The sequence below is a fragment of the Flavobacterium sp. KBS0721 genome (assembly GCF_002007065.3).
Lineage (GTDB): Bacteria > Bacteroidota > Bacteroidia > Flavobacteriales > Flavobacteriaceae > Flavobacterium > Flavobacterium piscis.
This window is the reverse complement of sequence record NZ_CP042170.1, coordinates 4,652,844-4,672,463: the sequence shown is the minus strand read 5'-3', so window position 1 is coordinate 4,672,463 and position 19,620 is coordinate 4,652,844. Positions and strand designations below refer to the sequence as shown.

The window sequence follows — 19,620 nt, the reverse complement described above, 5'->3', positions numbered from 1 at the left end:
CTTTGTAACTCTGTACCTTTGAACCTTCATCCTTCTTACTTTTTCCTCAACAATGCTTCCAGAAAATAATAGTCGGCATAGATTATTGGTTCGTCGATTTCGTCGTGTTTTGGCCAGTTTCCGGTGCTGTGGTCGAATATAAAAGGCGCGTTTATCTTTGGATCTAAAATGTATTTATCCGAATGTAAACTCGCGATTATTTTATCGGCGAAAGCCAAATAACTTTTATTTTTAGTATAGTCGTATAACTCATACAAAGCAGAAGCCATAACAGTTGCAGCAGAAACATCACGCGCTGAATTTGGAATAGCAGGATCTCTGAAATCCCAATACGGAATTCCGTCGTCGGGTAGATTTTTATCGTTCATAAAAAATTGTGCTGTTGCTTCGGCTTGTTTTAGGTATGCAGGATCTTTGGTATATCGGTACGACATGGTAAATCCGTAAACTGCCCAGCCTTGCCCGCGTGCCCAAACCGAATCGTCATTATATCCCTGAAGCGTAGTTTTCTTTCTAACAGCTCCTGTGGTTGGATTGTAATCAATAACATGGTAGCAGCTGTTATCTTCTCTAAATTGATTTTTGAGTGTTGTATTGGCATGCTGAATCGCAATATCCTGATACTTTTTATTACCGGATAGTTTTGTGGCTTCAAAAAGCAATTCGAGATTCATCATGTTATCGATAATTACAGGATAATCCCAAATTTCCTTATTGAAATCCCAAGAACGGATGGCACCAACTTTTGCGTCAAAACGAGTACATAAAGTTTCTGCTCCTTTGATAATGACGTCTTTGTATTCTTGTTTGTTTTCTACTTTTAAAGCTTCTCCGTAAGCACAATATACTTTGAAACCTACGTCATGAGAATTTCTGTTTACGTTTTCTTTTTTGCTGAAAGGCGTCCATTTTTCGGCTTGTTTTTTATATTCAGAGTTGCCTGTCAATCGGTACAATTGCCAAAGATTTCCGGCAAAGAATCCGCTTGTCCAGTCTCTTGAGGGAACTTTTTTAATCGCATTGGTTTTGATGTTCATACTTCTTGGCATCGACATCGAATCAACCGGATAAGCGAGTAACATTTTGTATCGGGTTTCCAGAAGATTATCTGCTGCTGCAGAAGTGTTTTTTGTTGTAGAATTAATCCCTGATTTGCACGCTGTTACCAGCAATGCAAACCCCAGGATTAAAGCAAAATTACTAACTTTACTCATACTTATTATTGTTTATTTAATTAAAAATGGAGAATTAAAAATTAAAAATTGGTTATAGTTTTGTTTAAAATGGGTATGAAAAACGAAACTCAGGATAATTGCGATTCCAAAGATTTTTAATTTTTAATTCTAAATTTTTAATTTTCATTCTTATGCTTTAGTAACCAGGATTATTTGGTTTTAAATTAGGATTAATCGCTAACTCAGTTCCCGGTAATGGAAATAAATAATCTTTTGCCGGATTAAAATTGGCGTGAGGCTCTAAACCACTTGGGCCAAAAACTTCCGGACCGTTTTTCAACCTTTTGATGTCGTACCATCTGATGTATTCAAAAGCGAATTCTAATCTTCTTTCGTCAATAACCATTTTTCTAAAATCGGCCTGAGATAATCCCGGTGTAATATTTGCAGGAAAAGAAACCAGTTTTCCGGCTTTGTTTCGGGCTCTGGCGCGTACTCGGTTTACATAACCATCAGCTTCTGTAGTTCCCGGAGTAATTTCGTTTAAAGCTTCGGCGGCGGTTAGCAATACTTCAGCAAAACGCATGGTGATATAATTGTGTTGAGAAGTTCTTCCGTTGGCACCTGCTTTTCCCGGAAAACGGTAATATTTTGCAATATGCGGACGTGGCGCTTTTTCGTTATCGCTTGAAGGATAAATTTGCAACGCACCACCCGGACCAGTTTTTTTTCTAATAATCGTATCAAAACTTACCGCTCGTCTGTAATCTCTTTGATCCCAGGTATTAAATACTTTTAGCGACGGAACTGCTACCGAGAATCCTTGTCCGTAACTATAACTATCATCTTTTAATGATCCTGTAAAAAATGACGTATAATCCTGACCGTAGTTTCCTGAAACTAAATTATTAAAGTCAATTGTAAATAAAGGTTCTTTTAGAGCTGCTGCTTTTGTAGCGTTGAATAAATCCTGAAAATCAGCATCTAAACCTAAACCAAATTTGGCTTCGTTGGTAATTACATATTTAGATTCGTCGTAAGCTTTTTGGTAATTTCCTAAAGTCAGATAAACGGATGCCAAATATCCTGCTGCTGTACCTTTTCCGGGAACGGCTTTTACCTTTGGTTTATCCTCGAGCCATTGTTTTGCAAATTCAAGATCGGCGATGATTTTTGGATAAATTTCAGCCTCTTTTGTTCTGCTTAATTTATCAACCTGAGAAACCTCGTTTACCGGAAAATCAATATAAGGAACATCGCCAAAAATACGCACCAAATGGTAATAAGTAAAAGCTCTTGCAAAATAAGCCTGCGCTACAATTGCGTTTACTTTTGCCGGATCTCCCGGAGTTTTTTTAGCACCTGCAATCGCCTGATTTGCTGCTGCGATAATGATATACGATTGTGGCCAAAAATTGGCTACAAGCGCATTTGTATCATTCATGTTCATATCATTTACATCGATACGTGCCGCCTGAGTGGTTCTGTCGCCAATATCGGCCATATCATCGCGCAACATTAGGGCGATGGTAAATTCTCTTCCCCAATAATTATTGTGTGCAATGTTGGCAAAAGCTCCGTTTACAGCAGCTTGCAGATCATCTGTGTTATTAAAGAAGTTCTCAGGACGAATAGTTCCTACAGGATGTTCTTCCAGATCTGAACATCCAAAAGCGAATATTCCCAAGAAAAGAAAAGCTATATATTTTTTCATAACGTTGTTTTTTTAACTAGAATTTTAAATTGAAACCAAAAGTGAAGGTTCTTACATTCGGGTAACTTCCGTAATCCAATCCTAAGTTGGTATTGCTTCTTGAATTGTTATCATTCAGGTAATTTACCTCAGGATCAGAACCGGGATATTTGGTAATAGTCCATAAGTTTTGTGCACTGATGTAGAAACGAACTTTGCTTAATCCAATTTTTGAAACCACATTGTCATCTAAACTATAACCTATAGACACGTTTTTTAAACGGATGTAACTTGCATCATAAACAAATCTTGAAGTAATTCTTTTCGTTCTTGCCGCATTTACTGGCACATTGGTATCGGTGTTTGTTGGCGTCCAGGCATCCAAAACTTCTGTAGTGGCATTATTATTTCCAGAAGCCAGTTCCATCAAAGTATAATTTAAAATCTGATTGCCCTCAGAACCCTGAAAAAAGATATTTAAATCAATATTTTTATACGTGAAATCATTATTGAATCCGAAAATGAAATCAGGATTCGGGTTTCCGATAATCGTTTTATCATTAGAATCCAGTTTTCCGTCGCCATTTAGATCTTTGAATTTTTCTCCTCCGGCAATAGTTTCAAAATTCCCGGGAAGCACCGCTTCTCCTTGCTGAATTACACCATCATAAACAAACCCAAAGAAAGAACCAACCGGTTGACCAACTCTTAAAATCTGAGATTCTGTTGCAAGAAAATGTCCAGGCGCAGAGTTGATCAAAAGATCTTTGTTGTCAGCCAGTTTCAGGATTTTATTCTTGTTCGAAGAAATATTAAAATTAGTTGACCAGGTAAAATCTGCTCCAATAAAGTTTTTGGTATTAATGCCCAATTCCCAACCTTTGTTTTCTAATTCTCCCACATTTTGAAGCTGAGAAGCAATTCCTGAAATTCCCGGTAAAGGCCTGTTGAACAATAAATCTTTGGTAATTGTTTTATAATAATCGGCTGTAACGCTGATTCTGTTATCGAATAAACCCAAATCAATTCCGTAATCTTGTTGGTATGAAGTTTCCCATTTTAAATTAGGATTATTGATTGCCGTAAGCTGAACCGCATTTACAATCACGTCGCCACTTACATCATATACTTCAGAAAATTTAGACAGCGTAGAGTAGGCATCGATAGACGGATTTCCGGTGGCACCATAACTTGCTCTTAATTTAAGATTAGAAACTGTTTTGCTATCTTTTAAGAAGTTTTCTTTGCTAACATTCCATCCAATTGCTCCAGAAGGAAAAGTTCCGTATTTGTAGTTTTCACTAAAGCTTGACGAACCGTCACGACGTGCTGTAAAGGTGAATAAATATTTATCATCATAATCAAAATTCAACCTTCCAAAAGCCGATATTAATTCTGTTTCAGACAAACTTGATTCCGGTTTTAAATACACCGTTCCTGCACCTAAATTATGGTAAGAGTTAGAATTCGTCAAAAATCCTCTTGATGCGGCATAAGCACGGTCATTTTTATTTTTTTGATACGAATATCCTCCAAGAACCGTCAGGATTCCTTTGTCAATAATCTCACGTTTAAACGTTAAATAGTTCTCTGTAAGGAAAGAAGAAAATTTAGTATTGTTTATAGAAGCTTCTCCTTTTACATTTTTTCCTGCAATCAAAGTCGACGGAATATATCTTCCGGTTTGAGAATTATTATCGGTTAAACCTAAAGTAGTTTTAAAATTTAAATCTTTTGTAATTTGATAAGAAGCAAAAAAGTTACTTCTGTTTACGGTCGAAAGTGTCTCCAGAATATTATCCATTGCAGTTGCATACGGATTATCAATATCGTCCCCAATTGGAGCCGTTGTCGTATACGTTCCGTCAGCATTATAAATTCCTTTATCCGGCATGAATCTGTACGCCGCTGCAATTACACCCGCTGCACCAGTTCCTCCAGCGCCCGTCTGGCTAATAATTCCGTCTTTGTTTTGTTTGCTTTGAAACATATTCAAACCCACTTTAAATTTATCGGTTAAATCTGCTTCAACATTACTTACAATCGTGTATTTATCTATTCCGGAATTAATGACCACTCCGTTTTGATTGAAATAGTTTCCTGAAACATAATACCTGATTTTATCAGAACCTCCTGAAAAAGATAATGAGGTGTTCGAAATCATTCCTTCACGGTAAATTACATCCTGCCAGTCTGTATTTGCACCGCCATCTGTATGCGTGGTAAAACTTTTTCTGTACGCTACAAACTGTGGCCCATCTAATAAATCTAGTTTATTGTTGACAGATTGTACCGATGTTGAATTACTGAATTCGATTACCGGTTTTCCTGGTTTACCTTTTTTGGTCGTAACCATGATAACTCCGTTGGAACCTCTGGATCCGTATATGGCTGTAGCCGATGCATCTTTAAGAACCTCAATAGAAGCAATGTCCTGAGGTGCCGGCATAGAAACTCCTGCAAAACCATCGACAACAATAAGAGCATCTCCACTTGCATTGATTGATGTTCCTCCACGAACCCTGATTTTTACCGGAGCACCAGGTTCACCACCATTATTAGATTGTACCGAAACCCCCGCTGCACGGCCTTGTAAAGCCTGTTCTGCATTTAGAGTAGGGTAGGCGGTTAATTCTTTTGCGGTTACAGAAGAAACTGATCCTGTAATGTCGCTCTTTTTACGGGTTCCGTAACCTACCACAATAACTTCATCAAGATTTTTAGTATCTGGTTTTAAACTAATATTGATGACCGTTTTGTTTCCCACAGGAACTTCAACAGTTTGATATCCCACATAATTAAAAACTAATACCGCATTTTTCTCCGAAACGAAAACACTATAGTTTCCATCCATGTCTGCAGATCCTCCAACCGAAGAACCTTTTACATATACATTAGCACCAGGAAGCCCAAGTAAGTCTTCGCTGGAAGTAACTTTTCCGGTGACTTTTCTCTCCTGTGCAATTCCAACAATATTTACCAGTAAAAAAGCTACCAGCAAATACCATTTAAGCGATTTGAAATTTTGGTTTGTGAACATTCATTTTGGTTTTTAGGTTAATGTTAGATAAAGTAGAAAATCAGTAAACTCATTCCGATTATGATTATCACAAATAGAAATTGCAGTAATAAGAATTTTGTTTTCTTGATTTTCATAGGACAAATGTAGTAGCCGAAAACGATATAGAAATACAAAAAAGGGTATCTAAAAATTCAGATACCCTTTTTTTGTCCCTTTAAAATAACGAATTCCCTAAAAAATTTCTGAAGATTTAAAAAATTTGTCAGCAAACTGAGTTGGCGTTTCCCCATACTTTTTTTGGAAACATTTGCTAAAGTATTTTGGATTGTTGAATCCGACTTTATAACTAATTTCGGAAACGTTTAATTTATTTTGTTCTAATAATTGAGCGGCACGTTTTAATCGTATTTCATGAATGAATTCGTTTGGCGTAAAATTCGTCCAGGCTTTTATTTTTAAAAATAACATGGTACGGCTTACACCCAATTCAGTACAGAAAAACGGAATATCGAATTGTTCGTTCGAAATATTTTCCTCGACAATTTTGAAAGCTTTTTTCAATAAATCTTCATCTAAAGAAGAAACCGTTATTTCTGACGGAATGAAATTATCATCGCTGGAGAATTTGTTTTTCAAGCGTTCAGTCGAATTCAACAGATTTTTAACGCGAAGTTTAAATTCAATTAAATTAAAAGGTTTGCTGATGTAATCGTCAGCGCCACTTTCTAAACCCTCAAATTTATACACTAATGAAGTTCTCGATGTCAGCAGAATAACCGGAATATGGCTTGTTTTTAGATTTTCTTTGATTTTCGAACAAAGTTCCGTTCCTACCATTTCGGGCATAATAACATCGCTGATAATCAAATTCGGAACGTGCTGCAATGCTTTCTCAAAAGCTACTTTTCCGTTTTCGGCTTCAATAATATTATAATCTTCCTTTAGTAAATTTTTCATGAACGATCGTAAAACTTTGTGATCTTCGACAATCAAAATAGTTTGTTTTTCGTCATTTACCACAAAATCATCAATGTCTTCCGGCTCTGTTATTTCGGCTTTTTCTAATTGAGCAGTGTATTGGTCGATATCATCACTAATTCTAAAATCGGTAATAATTTCGTTGTCTAAAAGATGCGTTCTGCCTAACGGAAGCGTAACTTTAAAAATCACTCCCTGAGTTTCTTTATTGGTCACTTCTATATCTCCCTTATGCAGTTTTACGATATTTTTTACAATCGAAAGCCCAATTCCGGTTCCTTTATTATAGTTTTTCTGAACATTGTTGTGCATTGGAACTTCAAAAAACAAATCAAAAATTTTATCAATATGTTCAGGCGCAATTCCCACTCCGGAATCTTCTATAGCAATAAAAAGATTTTCGTTGTCGTGTGAAATTTTCAGGTGAATATTTCCGCCTTTTGGAGTATATCTGAATGCATTTGAAATTAAATTATAAAAAACCCGCTCGAGTTTATAGCGATCAAAATACACGAGAATTTCTTCTTCAGAGGATTCGAAAGTATAGTTGTAGCCGCCATCTTTGGCATATTCGATAAAAGATAAAAAGATTTCTCTGGTAAATTTCACAATATTTCCTTCGGCAGATTCAAGCGTAACCTGATGGTTTTCGAGTTTTCTGAAATCCATTAAACGATTAATTAAACTCAAAAGATGATTGGCACTTCCTTCAATCACCAATAGCTTTTTATACATTTCGTTTGTACCGTTATAATTGGCCAGAATTTGTTGCAGAGGCCCTAAAATCAAGGTTAATGGCGTTCTGAATTCATGCGAAATATTAGTAAAGAAATCCAGTTTGGCGATATTATTTTCTTCAATTCGTTTGGTTTCCAGATATTCCAGTTCCAGTTTTTGTTTCAGTCTTGCTTTCGATTTCATGATCCAGATCAAACCGTATAATCCCACACCAATTACAATTCCGTACAATAAAAATGCCCAGATACTGCGCCACGGAGCAGGTTTTACGATCACGGTCAGGGTAGTGGGAACTTTGTTCCAAACGCCGTCATTATTAGAACCGCGAACTTCAAAAGTATAGGTTCCGGGATTCTGAATGGCAAAAATAGCTTCGGTACTTTTGGTTGTCGTCCAGTTGTTTTCCAATCCAACCAAACGATAACTGTATTGATTGTTTTTGGATCGAATATAATTCGGTATTGCAAAATCTATCGAAAAATTGGCCTTGTCATAATCGAGCGTAATGGTTTTGGTATAACCAATGCTTTTTTCTAAAATGCCAATCGAATCATTAGGATGAATGTTTTCGTTCTTGATTTTGAGATTGGTAATTAAAACTTGAGGAGCATACGTATTTAAGGATATCTTCTTGGCATCAAAATACGTCGCGCCGGAAGGGCTTCCGAAATAAAATTGATTCGAATCCAGTTTTAAAGCTGCATTGTCATTGAATTCATTACTGGCCAAACCGTCTTTTTGATCGTAAATAACCACTGTTTTCAGCGTTGTGCTGTATCTTATAATCCCCTGATTGGTACTAATCCATAAGTTTTTATCATCGTCTTCAAGAATAGAATGTATCGAAGTGATAACTGTATTTCCGATTCTTAAATTGATTTTATTGAATTTCTTTCCATCAAAATAATGCAAGCCTTTTGCTTTTGTTCCCACCCAAATCTTCTTTTGACTGTCCTGAAACAAGGTCAGAATATCATCGCCGGATAAAGAAGCCGAATCGAAAAAGTAATGTTGAATCGAATATTTATTAGGAGTAAAATTGTTCAGCGGAATATAATTTAAACCGTTTTGAGTTCCCACCCAGGCGCCTTTTTTTTGATCGACTAAAATAGTACGCACAATATTATTGGTCAGATAATTGGCTTTTGTATTATCGTTTCCTATTGTTTTAAAAGTTTTAGAATCCGTATTGTACCGAATCAAACCTTTGCCAAAAGTACCAATCCAGATGATGTCGTTTCCTTCTGCCTTGATCGAATAAACACCGGATTCTTTCAATAAAACAGTAAGATCATCGGCAATTCGGTGGTCTTCCATTTTTTTCGAAATAACATTGTAAGCCGATAATCCTTTTGAATACGTACCGATCCATAAAATATCACCAGACAAACACATCGATTTAATATCGTTTTTGATATTTTGACCGCCTTTGCTGTTGATATAACTTATAGCTTCGGTATTTTTATTGTAAATGGTGATTCCGCCGCCTTCAGTTCCAAAATAGATATTCTGCTTTTTATCGGAAATAATGGAACTCACCACATCAAAACTCATCGCAATCTTTTTAGAATTCTGATTGTAATTAGAGAAATTGACATTGGAAATATCCCAAATATTCACACCTTTGTAATAACAGCCAATCCAGACAGAACCTTTTCGATCCATGTAAATCGATTTTACCTTATCGATTCCGTTGCTGTTATTGCTGCTGTTTATTTTTTGAACGTTTTTGTCTTTTCCTAAAATATAGATTCCGTCATACGCGCCAATCCATAAAGAGCCTTGATTATCAAAGGCCAGGGAACGAATATCAGTATTGATTTCGCGGTATTTATCTTCAGATAAAAAAGAAACAAAAGCATTGGATGTCTTATCAAATTTAAGAAGTCCTTTATTTTTTGTCCCCACCCATAAATTACCAGAAACATCTTCGGCAATTGCCTGAACATTGAGAAGATCTGTATTGTTTAAAGGATAATTTTTAAAAGATAATTTGCCGTTTTTTCTGCTCACAAGCTGGCATAAACCCTTTGTTGTGCCAATCCATATTGCTCCTTTTTTTGATTTTAAAATCGTAATAATGTTGTTGCTCGGCACCGTCGCAGGATCTGTATCCGAATGAAAAACGGATGTAAAGAGTTTTGATTTTTTATTGTAAATCGTCAGTCCTTTGGAGGTTCCAAACCACATTTCGTCGCCAATTTCTCTAATAGACCAAATTGCATTACTGCTTATGGTGTGGTTGTTTTTGGTATGTAAATATCTTGTAAAAGTATTGCTGACAGGATCATAACAATTAAGCCCGTTGTAAGTTCCTACCCAGATTTTACCTGTATTATCTTCTTCGATAGATAAAATATCGTTGTTACTGATCGAGTGTTTATTGGCAGCATCATTCCTGAAAATAGTAAATTTACTTCCGTCGTATTTATTCAGTCCGTCACGCGTACCAAACCACATTTGCCCAAATTTATCCTGATGTATGGCAATGACAGAACTCTGCGAAAGCCCATCGGTTGTGGAGATGTTTTTAAGGCGGTATTTATTTTGGGAAAATACATTCCCGGAAATAAAAAGTAAAACCAAAAGGGCTATTTTGTATTTCATGGTGTTGAGGATTTTGCCACGAAGGCACTAAGGCACAAAGTTTTTTATTCATTTTGTCATTTCGACGGAGGAGAAATCACACACGAAACTCCACGTAGAAAATCGCCAATCTTTGTCGAATTACTAGTGTGATCCTTCCTCCGTCAGGATGACAAACAGTACGTTTAATATTTACTTAAAAAAAACTTTGTGCCCTTGCGACTTTGTGGCATTTATTATTTTTTGCGTCTTTGCAATTGATATTCATAAAGAGAAGGAACCTTATCCATCGACATATTCAAAAATTCCATATAAGCATCAGGTTCATATTTGACTTCGAATTTTGCATTGCCATTCACACCAATAATTCTTGCAAAAGGTCCGTCTTTCATGCCGTACAGCAAAATAGGTTTCGTTATTTCCGAAGCATTTTCGACCTGAACATTTAGATTCCAGAATGTGCTGAATGGTCCGTGTGATGGTTTCCAGTAATCTGCACCGCCGCCGCCAAACAAATAATAACTGTTGTTTTTATCCGGTGTTATATGTACGGTAATATGATCGAATAAGTTTTGATGATTAGCGCCTGAATGCTGATCTAGAAGTGCATCGGCAAAAATCTCGCAATCCTGATATACGTTTTTAGTAGCAAAAGTGTTGAAACTTAAAGGATGAACTGTTTTATTATAAATTTTCAGATTCTTAACCAAAACATTATGAACTCCGCCCAAAGTCACCGTATAATGCGACATATGAGGGCCATCGGTCACGATATCTTGTATGGTAACGTTCGAGATTTCTTCGCCTAAAATTCCACTGTCAGCATTGGTGATTTTTACATCTTTGACCCAGCTATTAAAAACGCGTGTCAAAAATATCGCATTGTTTCCAGGTTCTACGTGATGTGCCACTCTGGGAATATCAGGAAAAGTAAAGCGAAGATGTTCGATTCCTACTTCGTTCAGGTGTTTCCATTCTACCAGTTGCGCCTGATAACTTGGTTTAATGGCAATCGTCAAAGGAGTTTTGATTGTAATTTTAGAGTTTGAAATTTTGGTGATTTCCACTTGCTGTCTTACAATTGGAAGTTTAGGAAATTTCCAGTGATGAGAACCCGGTTTTACATTTGCACCTTGGTATAAATCTTTGATGATTTCGCCATTTTCGCCATCTTTATTAAAGAGCTGTAATTCGACAATATCGCCAACTTTCAATCCTTTTACATCAGAAACATTGATGGTATGTTCACCCATATTTCCCGAGCTTACTTTAGCCAGCGGATTTGGAGTAGGTTCGTATTTATCCAAGTATGATTTTACGCGTTCACCCGGAATTTGAGTCCAGATAAATCCACCCGACCAGGCGTATTGCGAGAAAGGCAAATCGACATTATTTTCGGGTTCGCGTTGTCTTTTATCAAGCGTAGTTAAATATTCATGAAGTTCCGCCAATGATTCCGGATTTTTGAGATACATCATCGGTCTGGGGCAGTAAATTTCGGTTCCCGTCTCTCCTGAACCTGAGCCACGAAGGACAAAATTGCTTCTTTCGATATATACAATTTCGCTCAGAATAATGCGTCCCGCAGGTAATTGCAAAATTACATTTCCCTCAACAGCACTTGCGGCTTTTACAGCTTTCAGTAAAGCTTTAGAATCATCAAGAGCATCAATGGCTTTTACGCCGTAATCTGTAGCATTGATAATTTTTCCCTGAACTTCGGGAATTTGGCTTTCGCCGAAATGATAACCGGCATAACTAAAATCAGGCAGGTAATTTGCTTTCGAATCCGTAAGTATTTTGGGCGTTTGGCCAAATACGATACTATTTACAAAAAGGCTGCAGCAAATCAGGAGGTTTTGGCGGATCATGGTTGTGGTATTTGGTTAGTTAGTGGTTGGTTATTTGCTGTTCGCCACGAAGGCGCTAAGACGCAAAGTTTTTATCGCTTGTCTTGTGATCGTCATTAAAAAATAGCCACGAATTCACGAATTTTTATAATTAATTATGCACAATCATTCGTGAATTCGTGGTAAAAAAAACTTATAATCTAGGTAAAACAAAAACTTCGTGCCTTAGCGCCTTCTTGGCGAAAAAAACTTTGTAGCAACATTTAAAGCGATTTCTTAATTCCCATTTCAAGTCCTCGCAATTCAGCCAGACCTCTTAAACGCCCAATAGCCGAATATCCCGGATTTGTCTTTTTATTCAAATCGTCCAGCATTTGGTGTCCGTGATCGGGACGCATTGGCAATTCGCTGTTATTTCTTTTTTCGACTTCGATAATCGCTTTTACAACTTCGTACATATCAACATCGCCTTCAAGGTGATTGGCTTCGTAAAAGCTTCCTTCAGCATCACGTTCAGTACTCCTTAAATGAATAAAATTCATTTTATCGCCGTGACGTCTTACAATTCCCGGTAAATCATTATCGGCTCTCACGCCGTACGAACCTGTACACATCGTAAATCCGTTTGATTTTGAGGGAGCAGCATTCATCAATTCGATCAAATCTTCCTCAGTACTTACCACTCTTGGCAAGCCTAAAATAGGGTAGGGAGGATCGTCAGGATGAATCGCCATCAATACGCCTTTACTTTCAGCAACAGGAATAATTTCTTTTAAAAAGAAGAATAAATTCTCCTTCAAAGCCTTTTTGTCTATATGATTGTATCCACTTAAAGTCATCAGAAAATCTTCTACAGAATAGGCTTCTTCAGCACCCGGAAGTCCTGCCAGAATATTTTGCTGTAATTTTACTTTATCAGCATCGGTCATCGCTTCAAAATATTCTGCAGCTTTTTCGATTTGCGCTTCAGAATATTCTTTTTCGGCTCCCGGTCTTTTCAAAATATACAATTCAAAAGCGGCAAAGGCATTAATATCAAAACGTAAAGCTTTTGATCCGTCGGCAGTTTCATAAGCCAGATCCGTTCTCGACCAGTCTAAAACCGGCATAAAATTGTAGCAAATGCATTTTATTCCGCATAAAGCCAGATTTCTGATGCTTTCCTTATAATTTTCAATGTATTGAAGATAATTTCCAGTCTGTTTTTTAATGTCTTCATGCACCGGAATACTCTCTACAACCGACCAGGTTAAACCCGAAGCGCCTTTTTTAGGATCTCCGTTTTCGTGTTCAATTTCAACTTTTCGTTTGATAATTTCTTCAATATCCCAAACTTGCCCATTCGGAATATGGTGTAAAGCAGTCACAATTCCGGTAGCTCCGGTCTGTTTAATATCTTGTAAAGAAACGGGATCGTTTGGTCCGAACCATCTTAACGTTTGTTCCATTTTTTTTATATTTTATTGATGATGATGATTGTTTTAATGCCTTTTATATATTCATTTTTAGGAGCTGTTCCCGCTATCCGTTTCAATCTTTTGTGCCGAACCCCGGCACAAAAGGATTTCCACTACTATCGGGGCTAGGGCACTCATTTTCATAAGAACTATTTTCCTCTTTATGTCATCCTGAGCGAAGTCGAAGGAACGCAAGAAGCTCCATGAAGTGAGTTGCCAATCTTTGTCGAGTTTCGTGTGTGATCCTTCGTTCCTCAGGATGACAAACTAATACGACTACAGATTTTTAAATACTCGTTGCAGCAAATCCGCCATCGACTTTTAAGATCGTTCCTGTTACAAATTTTGACATATCGCTGCATAAAAATAAAAGCGCTCCGTCGATATCTTCAGGAGTTCCAAATCTTCCCATTGGCGTGTGCTCGATAATTTTTTCGCCCCTTGGCGTTAGTTTTCCTTCCGGTGTCAGCAACAAAGCTTTGTTTTGTTCTCCTATAAAAAATCCAGGCGAAATGGCGTTTACACGAATTCCTTCGCCATATTTTTGAGCTAACTCAACTGCCATCCATTGCGTAAAATTGTCAATTGCCGCTTTTGAAGCTGAATATCCCACAACTCTCGTCAAAGGTCTTTGTGCCGATGCCGATGATATATTAATGATATTTCCTGATTTTTGTTGAGCGAAAAGTTCCGAAAACACTTGCGATGGCAGCATTGTACCAATAATATTAAGATCGACTACTTTTTGTAAATCATCGACTTTCATATCAAATATCGCCTGATCCGGACTAATTGTTGCTCCGGGCATATTTCCGCCCGCAGCATTAATTAAAATGTCAAGACGACCGTATTTTTCTACAATAAAGTCTCTGGCTTTTTCTAATTCTTCTTTGTTTAAAACATTGGCCTGAACAGCAAAAGCTTTTCCGCCGTTGTTCTCTATGTTTTGTACAGCATTATTAGCCTTTTCAATCGATTGAGAAACGATTCCAACGATGACTCCTTGTTGGGCCAAAACATTTGCAAAGTTGCTTCCCAAAACTCCGGCACCTCCGGTTATTAATGCAATTTTTCCTTTTAGATTAAATATTGAATCCATATTAAATTTTAAATTTATAGGTAATGTTTTTAAACACATAGAAACATAGTTTTTTGGAACGTTTGAAGTCGTTTCACTTTGCATTAACAATCATAGACTATGTGAATAAACTACTTTTCTTAGGAAATTCTTTTTAGTTTAAATGACTATGTCTCTATGTGATAAATATTTTCAGGTATTAGTTATCTTCTTATTGTTGCCACTATCTCCAGCATTTTTTTAGTTTCATTTTCGATTACATCATAATCCTGTTCTTCTATGCGTTTTTTGCTGATAAGTTTGCTTCCAAGTCCAACAGCAGAAGCTCCGACAGAAAACCAGCTTTCAATACTCGCATGAGTAGGCTCTACACCGCCGGTAGTCATGAAAACCAATGACGGAAAAACATCTTTTATGCTGCTCAAAAATTCGGTTCCTAATATGTTTCCCGGAAAAAGCTTAACGAGTTTTATTCCGGCATTTTCGGCTGCTATAATTTCGGTTGGTGTCATACAGCCCGGAGCGTATAAAATTTCTTGATCTTTTAAGAAATCAGCCACTTCAGGAACAAAACCTGGACTAATAAAAAAGTCGGCTGCGGCATCGTTAAAATCTTTGGCCTGTTCAAGGTTTTTAATTGTTCCTATTCCTAATAGCATTTCAGGCAATTCGGCATTTCGAATGGCAACCATTCTTTTGAAATTCGATAAAGCTTCAGGACCCCTGTTTGTATATTCTACGGCTCTGATTCCTGCTTTGTAAAGCGTTCTTAAAATGTCGACACTAATAGTTTCATCTGTTGTAAAATACAACGGAAGAATACCTTGTTCAGCAATAACATCGATGGTTTTTTGAATGGTGCTCATCAGTTTTAAATTTTAACTTTAATGACGATTTTTTTAATTGTTCCTTCGCCAATCATAGCCGCGTGAACATCTGTGGGAAACAAAATCGCAAATTGTTTTTCCTGCAATTCAAAAAACATATCCGGTTTGTCGTGAAAAAAACGAACATCTCTTTCGTCGCTGTATTCCCCGTTTGGACTCACACATTTTTCTCTTGGTTTCCAGGCAAAAGTTTCCGGCCCTTTTATCGAAATCTGAATGTCTATGTTTTGGTCATGGCATTCAAAACCTTTTATACTTTCTTCTTTGGTTGTGCCTTCGCCAACAATTACGATTACTTTTAATCCTTCGGCAATTTCAAATGCACCTTCTTCGAGTTTGCTAATGTCATTTTGATTTACGTAATCAAATGCTTCTTTGAATTTAGGATGAAGGCTGAAATATTTTGCAGCGTTTTGTAATGAATCTACAATCATTTTATTTGGTTTTTATGTTTTCTATTTGAACTTTAAATAATTATTAATGCTATTTTTACTTAAATAATTACTTTATATTATTTTGCTTAAAATACTGGTTTATAAATGCTAAATGTTTATATATCAATATTAGTTATTTACACTGTCTTTTGTCATGAAAATTTTTCTGAATCCTGTAAGAGCGATAATCAACTGCAAATATTTTTCTCTAATATAATGTTTTTTTCAAACACATGCGTATATTTGCGTGTACGCACACGGGCTTTTACAAATGTATATAAAAAGTTAAGTAAAACAACTTATATTCAATAAAAAAATAATAATTTCGAATGATGTACAGCATCATTTAACTTAAAACTCATCAATATCATAACGATAAAAAAAATTGCCGAATTAGCCAACGTTTCACCTGGAACTGTTGATAGAATTATCCATAATCGTGGGCAGGTTGCTCAGGAAAATGTCGATAAAGTAAATGCTATTATTGAGCAATATGGATACAAACGTAATATTCTGGCGAGTAATCTGGCTTTGAATAAAAAGTTTCATTTTGCAGTTTTTTTACCACAATATGAAAATCTGGAATATTGGAAAAGCCAAATTATAGGAATAGAAAAAGCAGCTATTGAGTTTAGTAAATTCGGTATTTTACTGGATTATTTCTTTTATGATTTTAATGCAGCTTCGTTTAAAGAAGCCGTTAAAAAAGTACTGGAATTTGATTGCGACGGACTCTTATTTGCACCTATTTTTTATGAAGAATCGGTACGTTTTTTAAGTGAATATGAAAAGAAAAATATTCCTGTCGTCATGATCGATTCGAATATCTCTAATAATGATGAGCATGCTTATGTAGGGCAAGATGCTTTTCAGAGTGGTTATTTGGCCGGACGATTAATCAGTTTTGCGGTAAAGAATGAAAGACAAATTCTGATTTTTAAAATTACCAGAGAGATCGAAAGTACATCGGTTTATTTGCAGCGTATCAATGGTTTTTATTCGTTTTTTAAAGATCATGATGAACTCAGGAATTTTAAATTTTCTGAAATTACCATCAAAGATTCCGGAATCGATCAATTGAATCTGGAAATGTTTTCCGGTATCAATAGTGTTTTTGTACCTAATTCGAGAGCGTATATTGTGGCAAGATTTTTAGAACAGAATAATATAAAAGGCGTAAGAATTATTGGTTACGATTTACTAAAAGATAATATCGAATACCTTAATAAAGGAATAATCGATTTCTTAATCAACCAAAGACCCGAAGAACAAGGATATATGGGAATAAATCATTTGTATAAAAAGTTAGTGTTACAGGAAACTGTTTCAAACACACATTATATTCCTTTAGAAATTATTTTGAAAGAGAATTATGTTCCTGCGAGGAAATCGTAGAATTTTGGTCCACGGGTTTGGCGGGTTTTAACTGGTTTTCACGGATTTTTATTTTTTTATTCGCAATCTTTTCATCCTTGACGGAGGAAGGATCACACTAGTGATTCGACAAAGATTGGCGATTTTCTTTGCGGAGTTTCGAGTGTGATCCTTCCTCCGTCAGGATGACAAGATGAGGTGCAAATCTAAACGAACAAACCCTACAGGTTTTAAAACCTGTAGGGTTTGTTTTTTAGCGAAAAGTTTGTCAGGATAAGAGGATTGCGAGTAGTAAAAAATCCGCGAAAACCATTTAAAACCCGTCAAATCCGTGGGCAATAAAAAACTATTTCTTCACCTTAACCACCAACGGTGTATTTATTTTTTTAGCAAACGAACTCAAATACGTTTCCCATTGTTTTTGAGTTTGAAACGGACTTCCTTTTTTCCAACCAAAACCAGCATAATAGATTGCTTTATTGCTCTTTATCTCAATGTTTCCGTATAGATTACTTAAATCTTTATCTTCGGTAATATGATTATCAAAACTCGTTAAAGTATTTTTTGGAGCTACAATTCCGGTTCCAATTTCAGAATCGTCGATAGGTTCCCAATGGCTTAACCAACCTTCTTTTATGTTGGTTCCCGTAGTACCTTTTTTGTCATGAAGCGTTAATCCTGCGGCGATAGATTTTGTTCCGGTAATGTTAATTTCAAAACGCGAAAGATAACTTCCGTAATCCAGACTGATTAATTTCGACTCGGTTATTTTGTTCCCTTTTGCATCCCAATCGGCATACGTCAGGATAAAACTTGTTCTGATAGGTCCGGTAGTAATAGTTTTCCAGCTAGTGAAATTCTTAGAGAAATAGTATTTATCATCGACTTTAACGGAAATTCCGCCAACGCCACGACTGTCACCTACGTGAAAATTATCCAGACCTTCGCCAGTATCTTTATGATACGTTCCGGTTCCGTTAGTGGCCTTTTCGTACCATTTATTGATAATGGGGTAATCGACTCTTTTGAGCCAGGCATCAATTCCGCTGGTCAAAGTTCCACCCGCAATTTTGTCTTCGACCATTTTTTGAGCCACCGGACCATAAGTTCTAAAAGCGACCTTATTGTTTTCCCACGCATAATCATCTGTTCGCTCCGGAACAAATCTCGAGTAACAGCTAATTACAGTTTCTTTTGATGGATTTTCGGCAACCAAAACTTCAAAATCTTGCTGTGATGAAGCTTTTATTTTAGGCTGAAATAACAATACATCTGTTATTCCGTCGCCATCATTGTCGATAGATTGTGTAGTTAAAAAAGTATTTGTACCAGCTTCTTTTACAGCATAATTTTCCAGTTTAACTGAAGTTGCTAATCCAAGGGATTTTTTGGTCAGTTCAATGGTTTCAAATTCACGATCTATTGGAAGGGAATTGGTAACAGTAATAATTTTGTTTTGAGCATGAACGGCAATACTACTTGCCAGAATTGCGAGAAATAAAACAGGCTTTTTCAAAGTGGTTATTTTTTAATGTTTGTAAAGTGACATTCTAAGAATGATAAAATTACAAATAGATAATTGATTAAAAATACAGAATTGGGGTAAAAATGTGCAGAATTTGGGTTGTGGGATTATTTTAAACACATAGAGACCTAGATTTTTATGATTTTGAAAAGCAAATCAAAAAGAAACACGTTTCTCACATGCTATGTGGGTTGATGCAAGTGAAAGGCCTTTTTTGAGTTCAGTAATTCTATGAGTCTATGTGTTAAAAATTATTATACCCAATGGGTTAATTAGTATATTTAGATATCCTAAATTAATAAAACACCATGAAACAAAGTGCCGGCCTATTACTTTTTAAATTTGTAGACAAAACCGTATTCTTTTTCCTGGTTCATCCCGGTGGTCCATTCTGGAAAAATAAAGACCTGGAGAGCTGGTCGATTCCAAAGGGCGAATTCACCAATGATGAAAACCCGCTTGATGCTGCCAAACGTGAATTTTACGAAGAAACCGGTTTTAAATTAGAAAGTGAATCAGAAAGCGATTTTATTGAACTTGACTCAGTAAAATTAAAATCAGGTAAAACGATTTTTGCCTGGGCATTAGAATTTGATATTGATGCAACTCTCATAAAAAGCAATGAATTTGAAATGGAATGGCCTCCAAAATCAGGAAAACAACAATCTTTTCCGGAAGTTGACAGAGCCGAATGGTTTCAAACCGAACACGCTTTGAAAAAAATAAATCCCGCACAGGCTGATTTTATTGTTCAGATCATCTCTAAAATATCTTCTTCGCTCTAAAAATAGCCTTACTTTACAGAATAATTTTGTAATTTACA

12 protein-coding genes are annotated in these 19,620 nt (G+C 36.3%); 2 read left to right on the top strand and 10 right to left on the bottom strand.

Annotated features, from left to right (window positions below; translation table 11 throughout):
• Window positions 1-35: 35 nt before the first annotated feature.
• The 9 genes from B0M43_RS19725 to B0M43_RS19685 all read right to left on the bottom strand — a co-directional run bounded on the left by B0M43_RS19725 (window position 36) and on the right by B0M43_RS19685 (window position 15,898).
• A complete protein-coding gene (locus tag B0M43_RS19725; RefSeq protein WP_078007869.1) occupies window positions 36-1,214 on the bottom strand; it encodes a glycoside hydrolase family 88 protein in 1,179 nt (392 codons plus the stop codon).
• A 157-nt stretch (window positions 1,215-1,371) separates the two neighbouring features.
• Window positions 1,372-2,889 carry a RagB/SusD family nutrient uptake outer membrane protein gene (locus tag B0M43_RS19720; protein ID WP_078007868.1) on the bottom strand — a complete coding sequence of 506 codons (1,518 nt, stop codon included), beginning with the start codon at window positions 2,887-2,889 and terminating at the stop codon, window positions 1,372-1,374.
• 16 nt (window positions 2,890-2,905) lie between these two features.
• On the bottom strand, window positions 2,906-5,908 hold the full coding sequence (locus B0M43_RS19715; RefSeq protein ID WP_078007867.1) for a TonB-dependent receptor: 3,003 nt from the start codon (window positions 5,906-5,908) through the stop codon (window positions 2,906-2,908).
• Between the two features lie 213 nt (window positions 5,909-6,121).
• Window positions 6,122-10,213: a two-component regulator propeller domain-containing protein gene (locus tag B0M43_RS19710; protein WP_078007866.1), complete on the bottom strand. Its 4,092-nt coding sequence runs from the start codon at window positions 10,211-10,213 to the stop codon at window positions 6,122-6,124.
• A gap of 215 nt (window positions 10,214-10,428) precedes the next feature.
• Complete coding sequence (locus tag B0M43_RS19705; protein ID WP_078007865.1) at window positions 10,429-12,063, bottom strand: hypothetical protein; 1,635 nt, start codon at window positions 12,061-12,063, stop codon at window positions 10,429-10,431.
• A 242-nt stretch (window positions 12,064-12,305) separates the two neighbouring features.
• Entirely contained in the window at window positions 12,306-13,490 is a 1,185-nt protein-coding gene (gene uxuA, locus B0M43_RS19700; RefSeq protein WP_078007864.1) for a mannonate dehydratase, read from the bottom strand.
• A 295-nt stretch (window positions 13,491-13,785) separates the two neighbouring features.
• On the bottom strand, window positions 13,786-14,598 hold the full coding sequence (locus B0M43_RS19695; protein ID WP_078008026.1) for an SDR family oxidoreductase: 813 nt from the start codon (window positions 14,596-14,598) through the stop codon (window positions 13,786-13,788).
• Window positions 14,599-14,780: 182 nt separating this feature from the next.
• The gene (locus tag B0M43_RS19690; RefSeq protein WP_078007863.1) at window positions 14,781-15,443 is read right to left on the bottom strand and encodes a bifunctional 4-hydroxy-2-oxoglutarate aldolase/2-dehydro-3-deoxy-phosphogluconate aldolase; all 663 of its coding nucleotides are present in this window, start codon (window positions 15,441-15,443) and stop codon (window positions 14,781-14,783) included.
• A 5-nt stretch (window positions 15,444-15,448) separates the two neighbouring features.
• Window positions 15,449-15,898 carry a YhcH/YjgK/YiaL family protein gene (locus B0M43_RS19685; protein WP_078007862.1) on the bottom strand — a complete coding sequence of 150 codons (450 nt, stop codon included), beginning with the start codon at window positions 15,896-15,898 and terminating at the stop codon, window positions 15,449-15,451.
• A 360-nt stretch (window positions 15,899-16,258) separates the two neighbouring features.
• Here B0M43_RS19685 and B0M43_RS19680 point away from each other — a divergent pair, with 360 nt between their 5' ends.
• Window positions 16,259-17,293 carry a substrate-binding domain-containing protein gene (locus B0M43_RS19680; RefSeq protein WP_371296053.1) on the top strand — a complete coding sequence of 345 codons (1,035 nt, stop codon included), beginning with the start codon at window positions 16,259-16,261 and terminating at the stop codon, window positions 17,291-17,293.
• Window positions 17,294-17,618: 325 nt separating this feature from the next.
• Here the strand turns inward: B0M43_RS19680 and B0M43_RS19675 are convergent, their stop codons facing one another.
• A complete protein-coding gene (locus B0M43_RS19675) occupies window positions 17,619-18,788 on the bottom strand; it encodes a DUF4861 family protein (RefSeq protein ID WP_078007860.1) in 1,170 nt (389 codons plus the stop codon).
• 317 nt (window positions 18,789-19,105) lie between these two features.
• Here B0M43_RS19675 and B0M43_RS19670 point away from each other — a divergent pair, with 317 nt between their 5' ends.
• Window positions 19,106-19,582, top strand: a complete 477-nt coding sequence (locus tag B0M43_RS19670; protein ID WP_065448944.1) for an NUDIX domain-containing protein — start codon at window positions 19,106-19,108, stop codon at window positions 19,580-19,582.
• The last annotated feature ends 38 nt before the right edge of the window (window positions 19,583-19,620 follow it).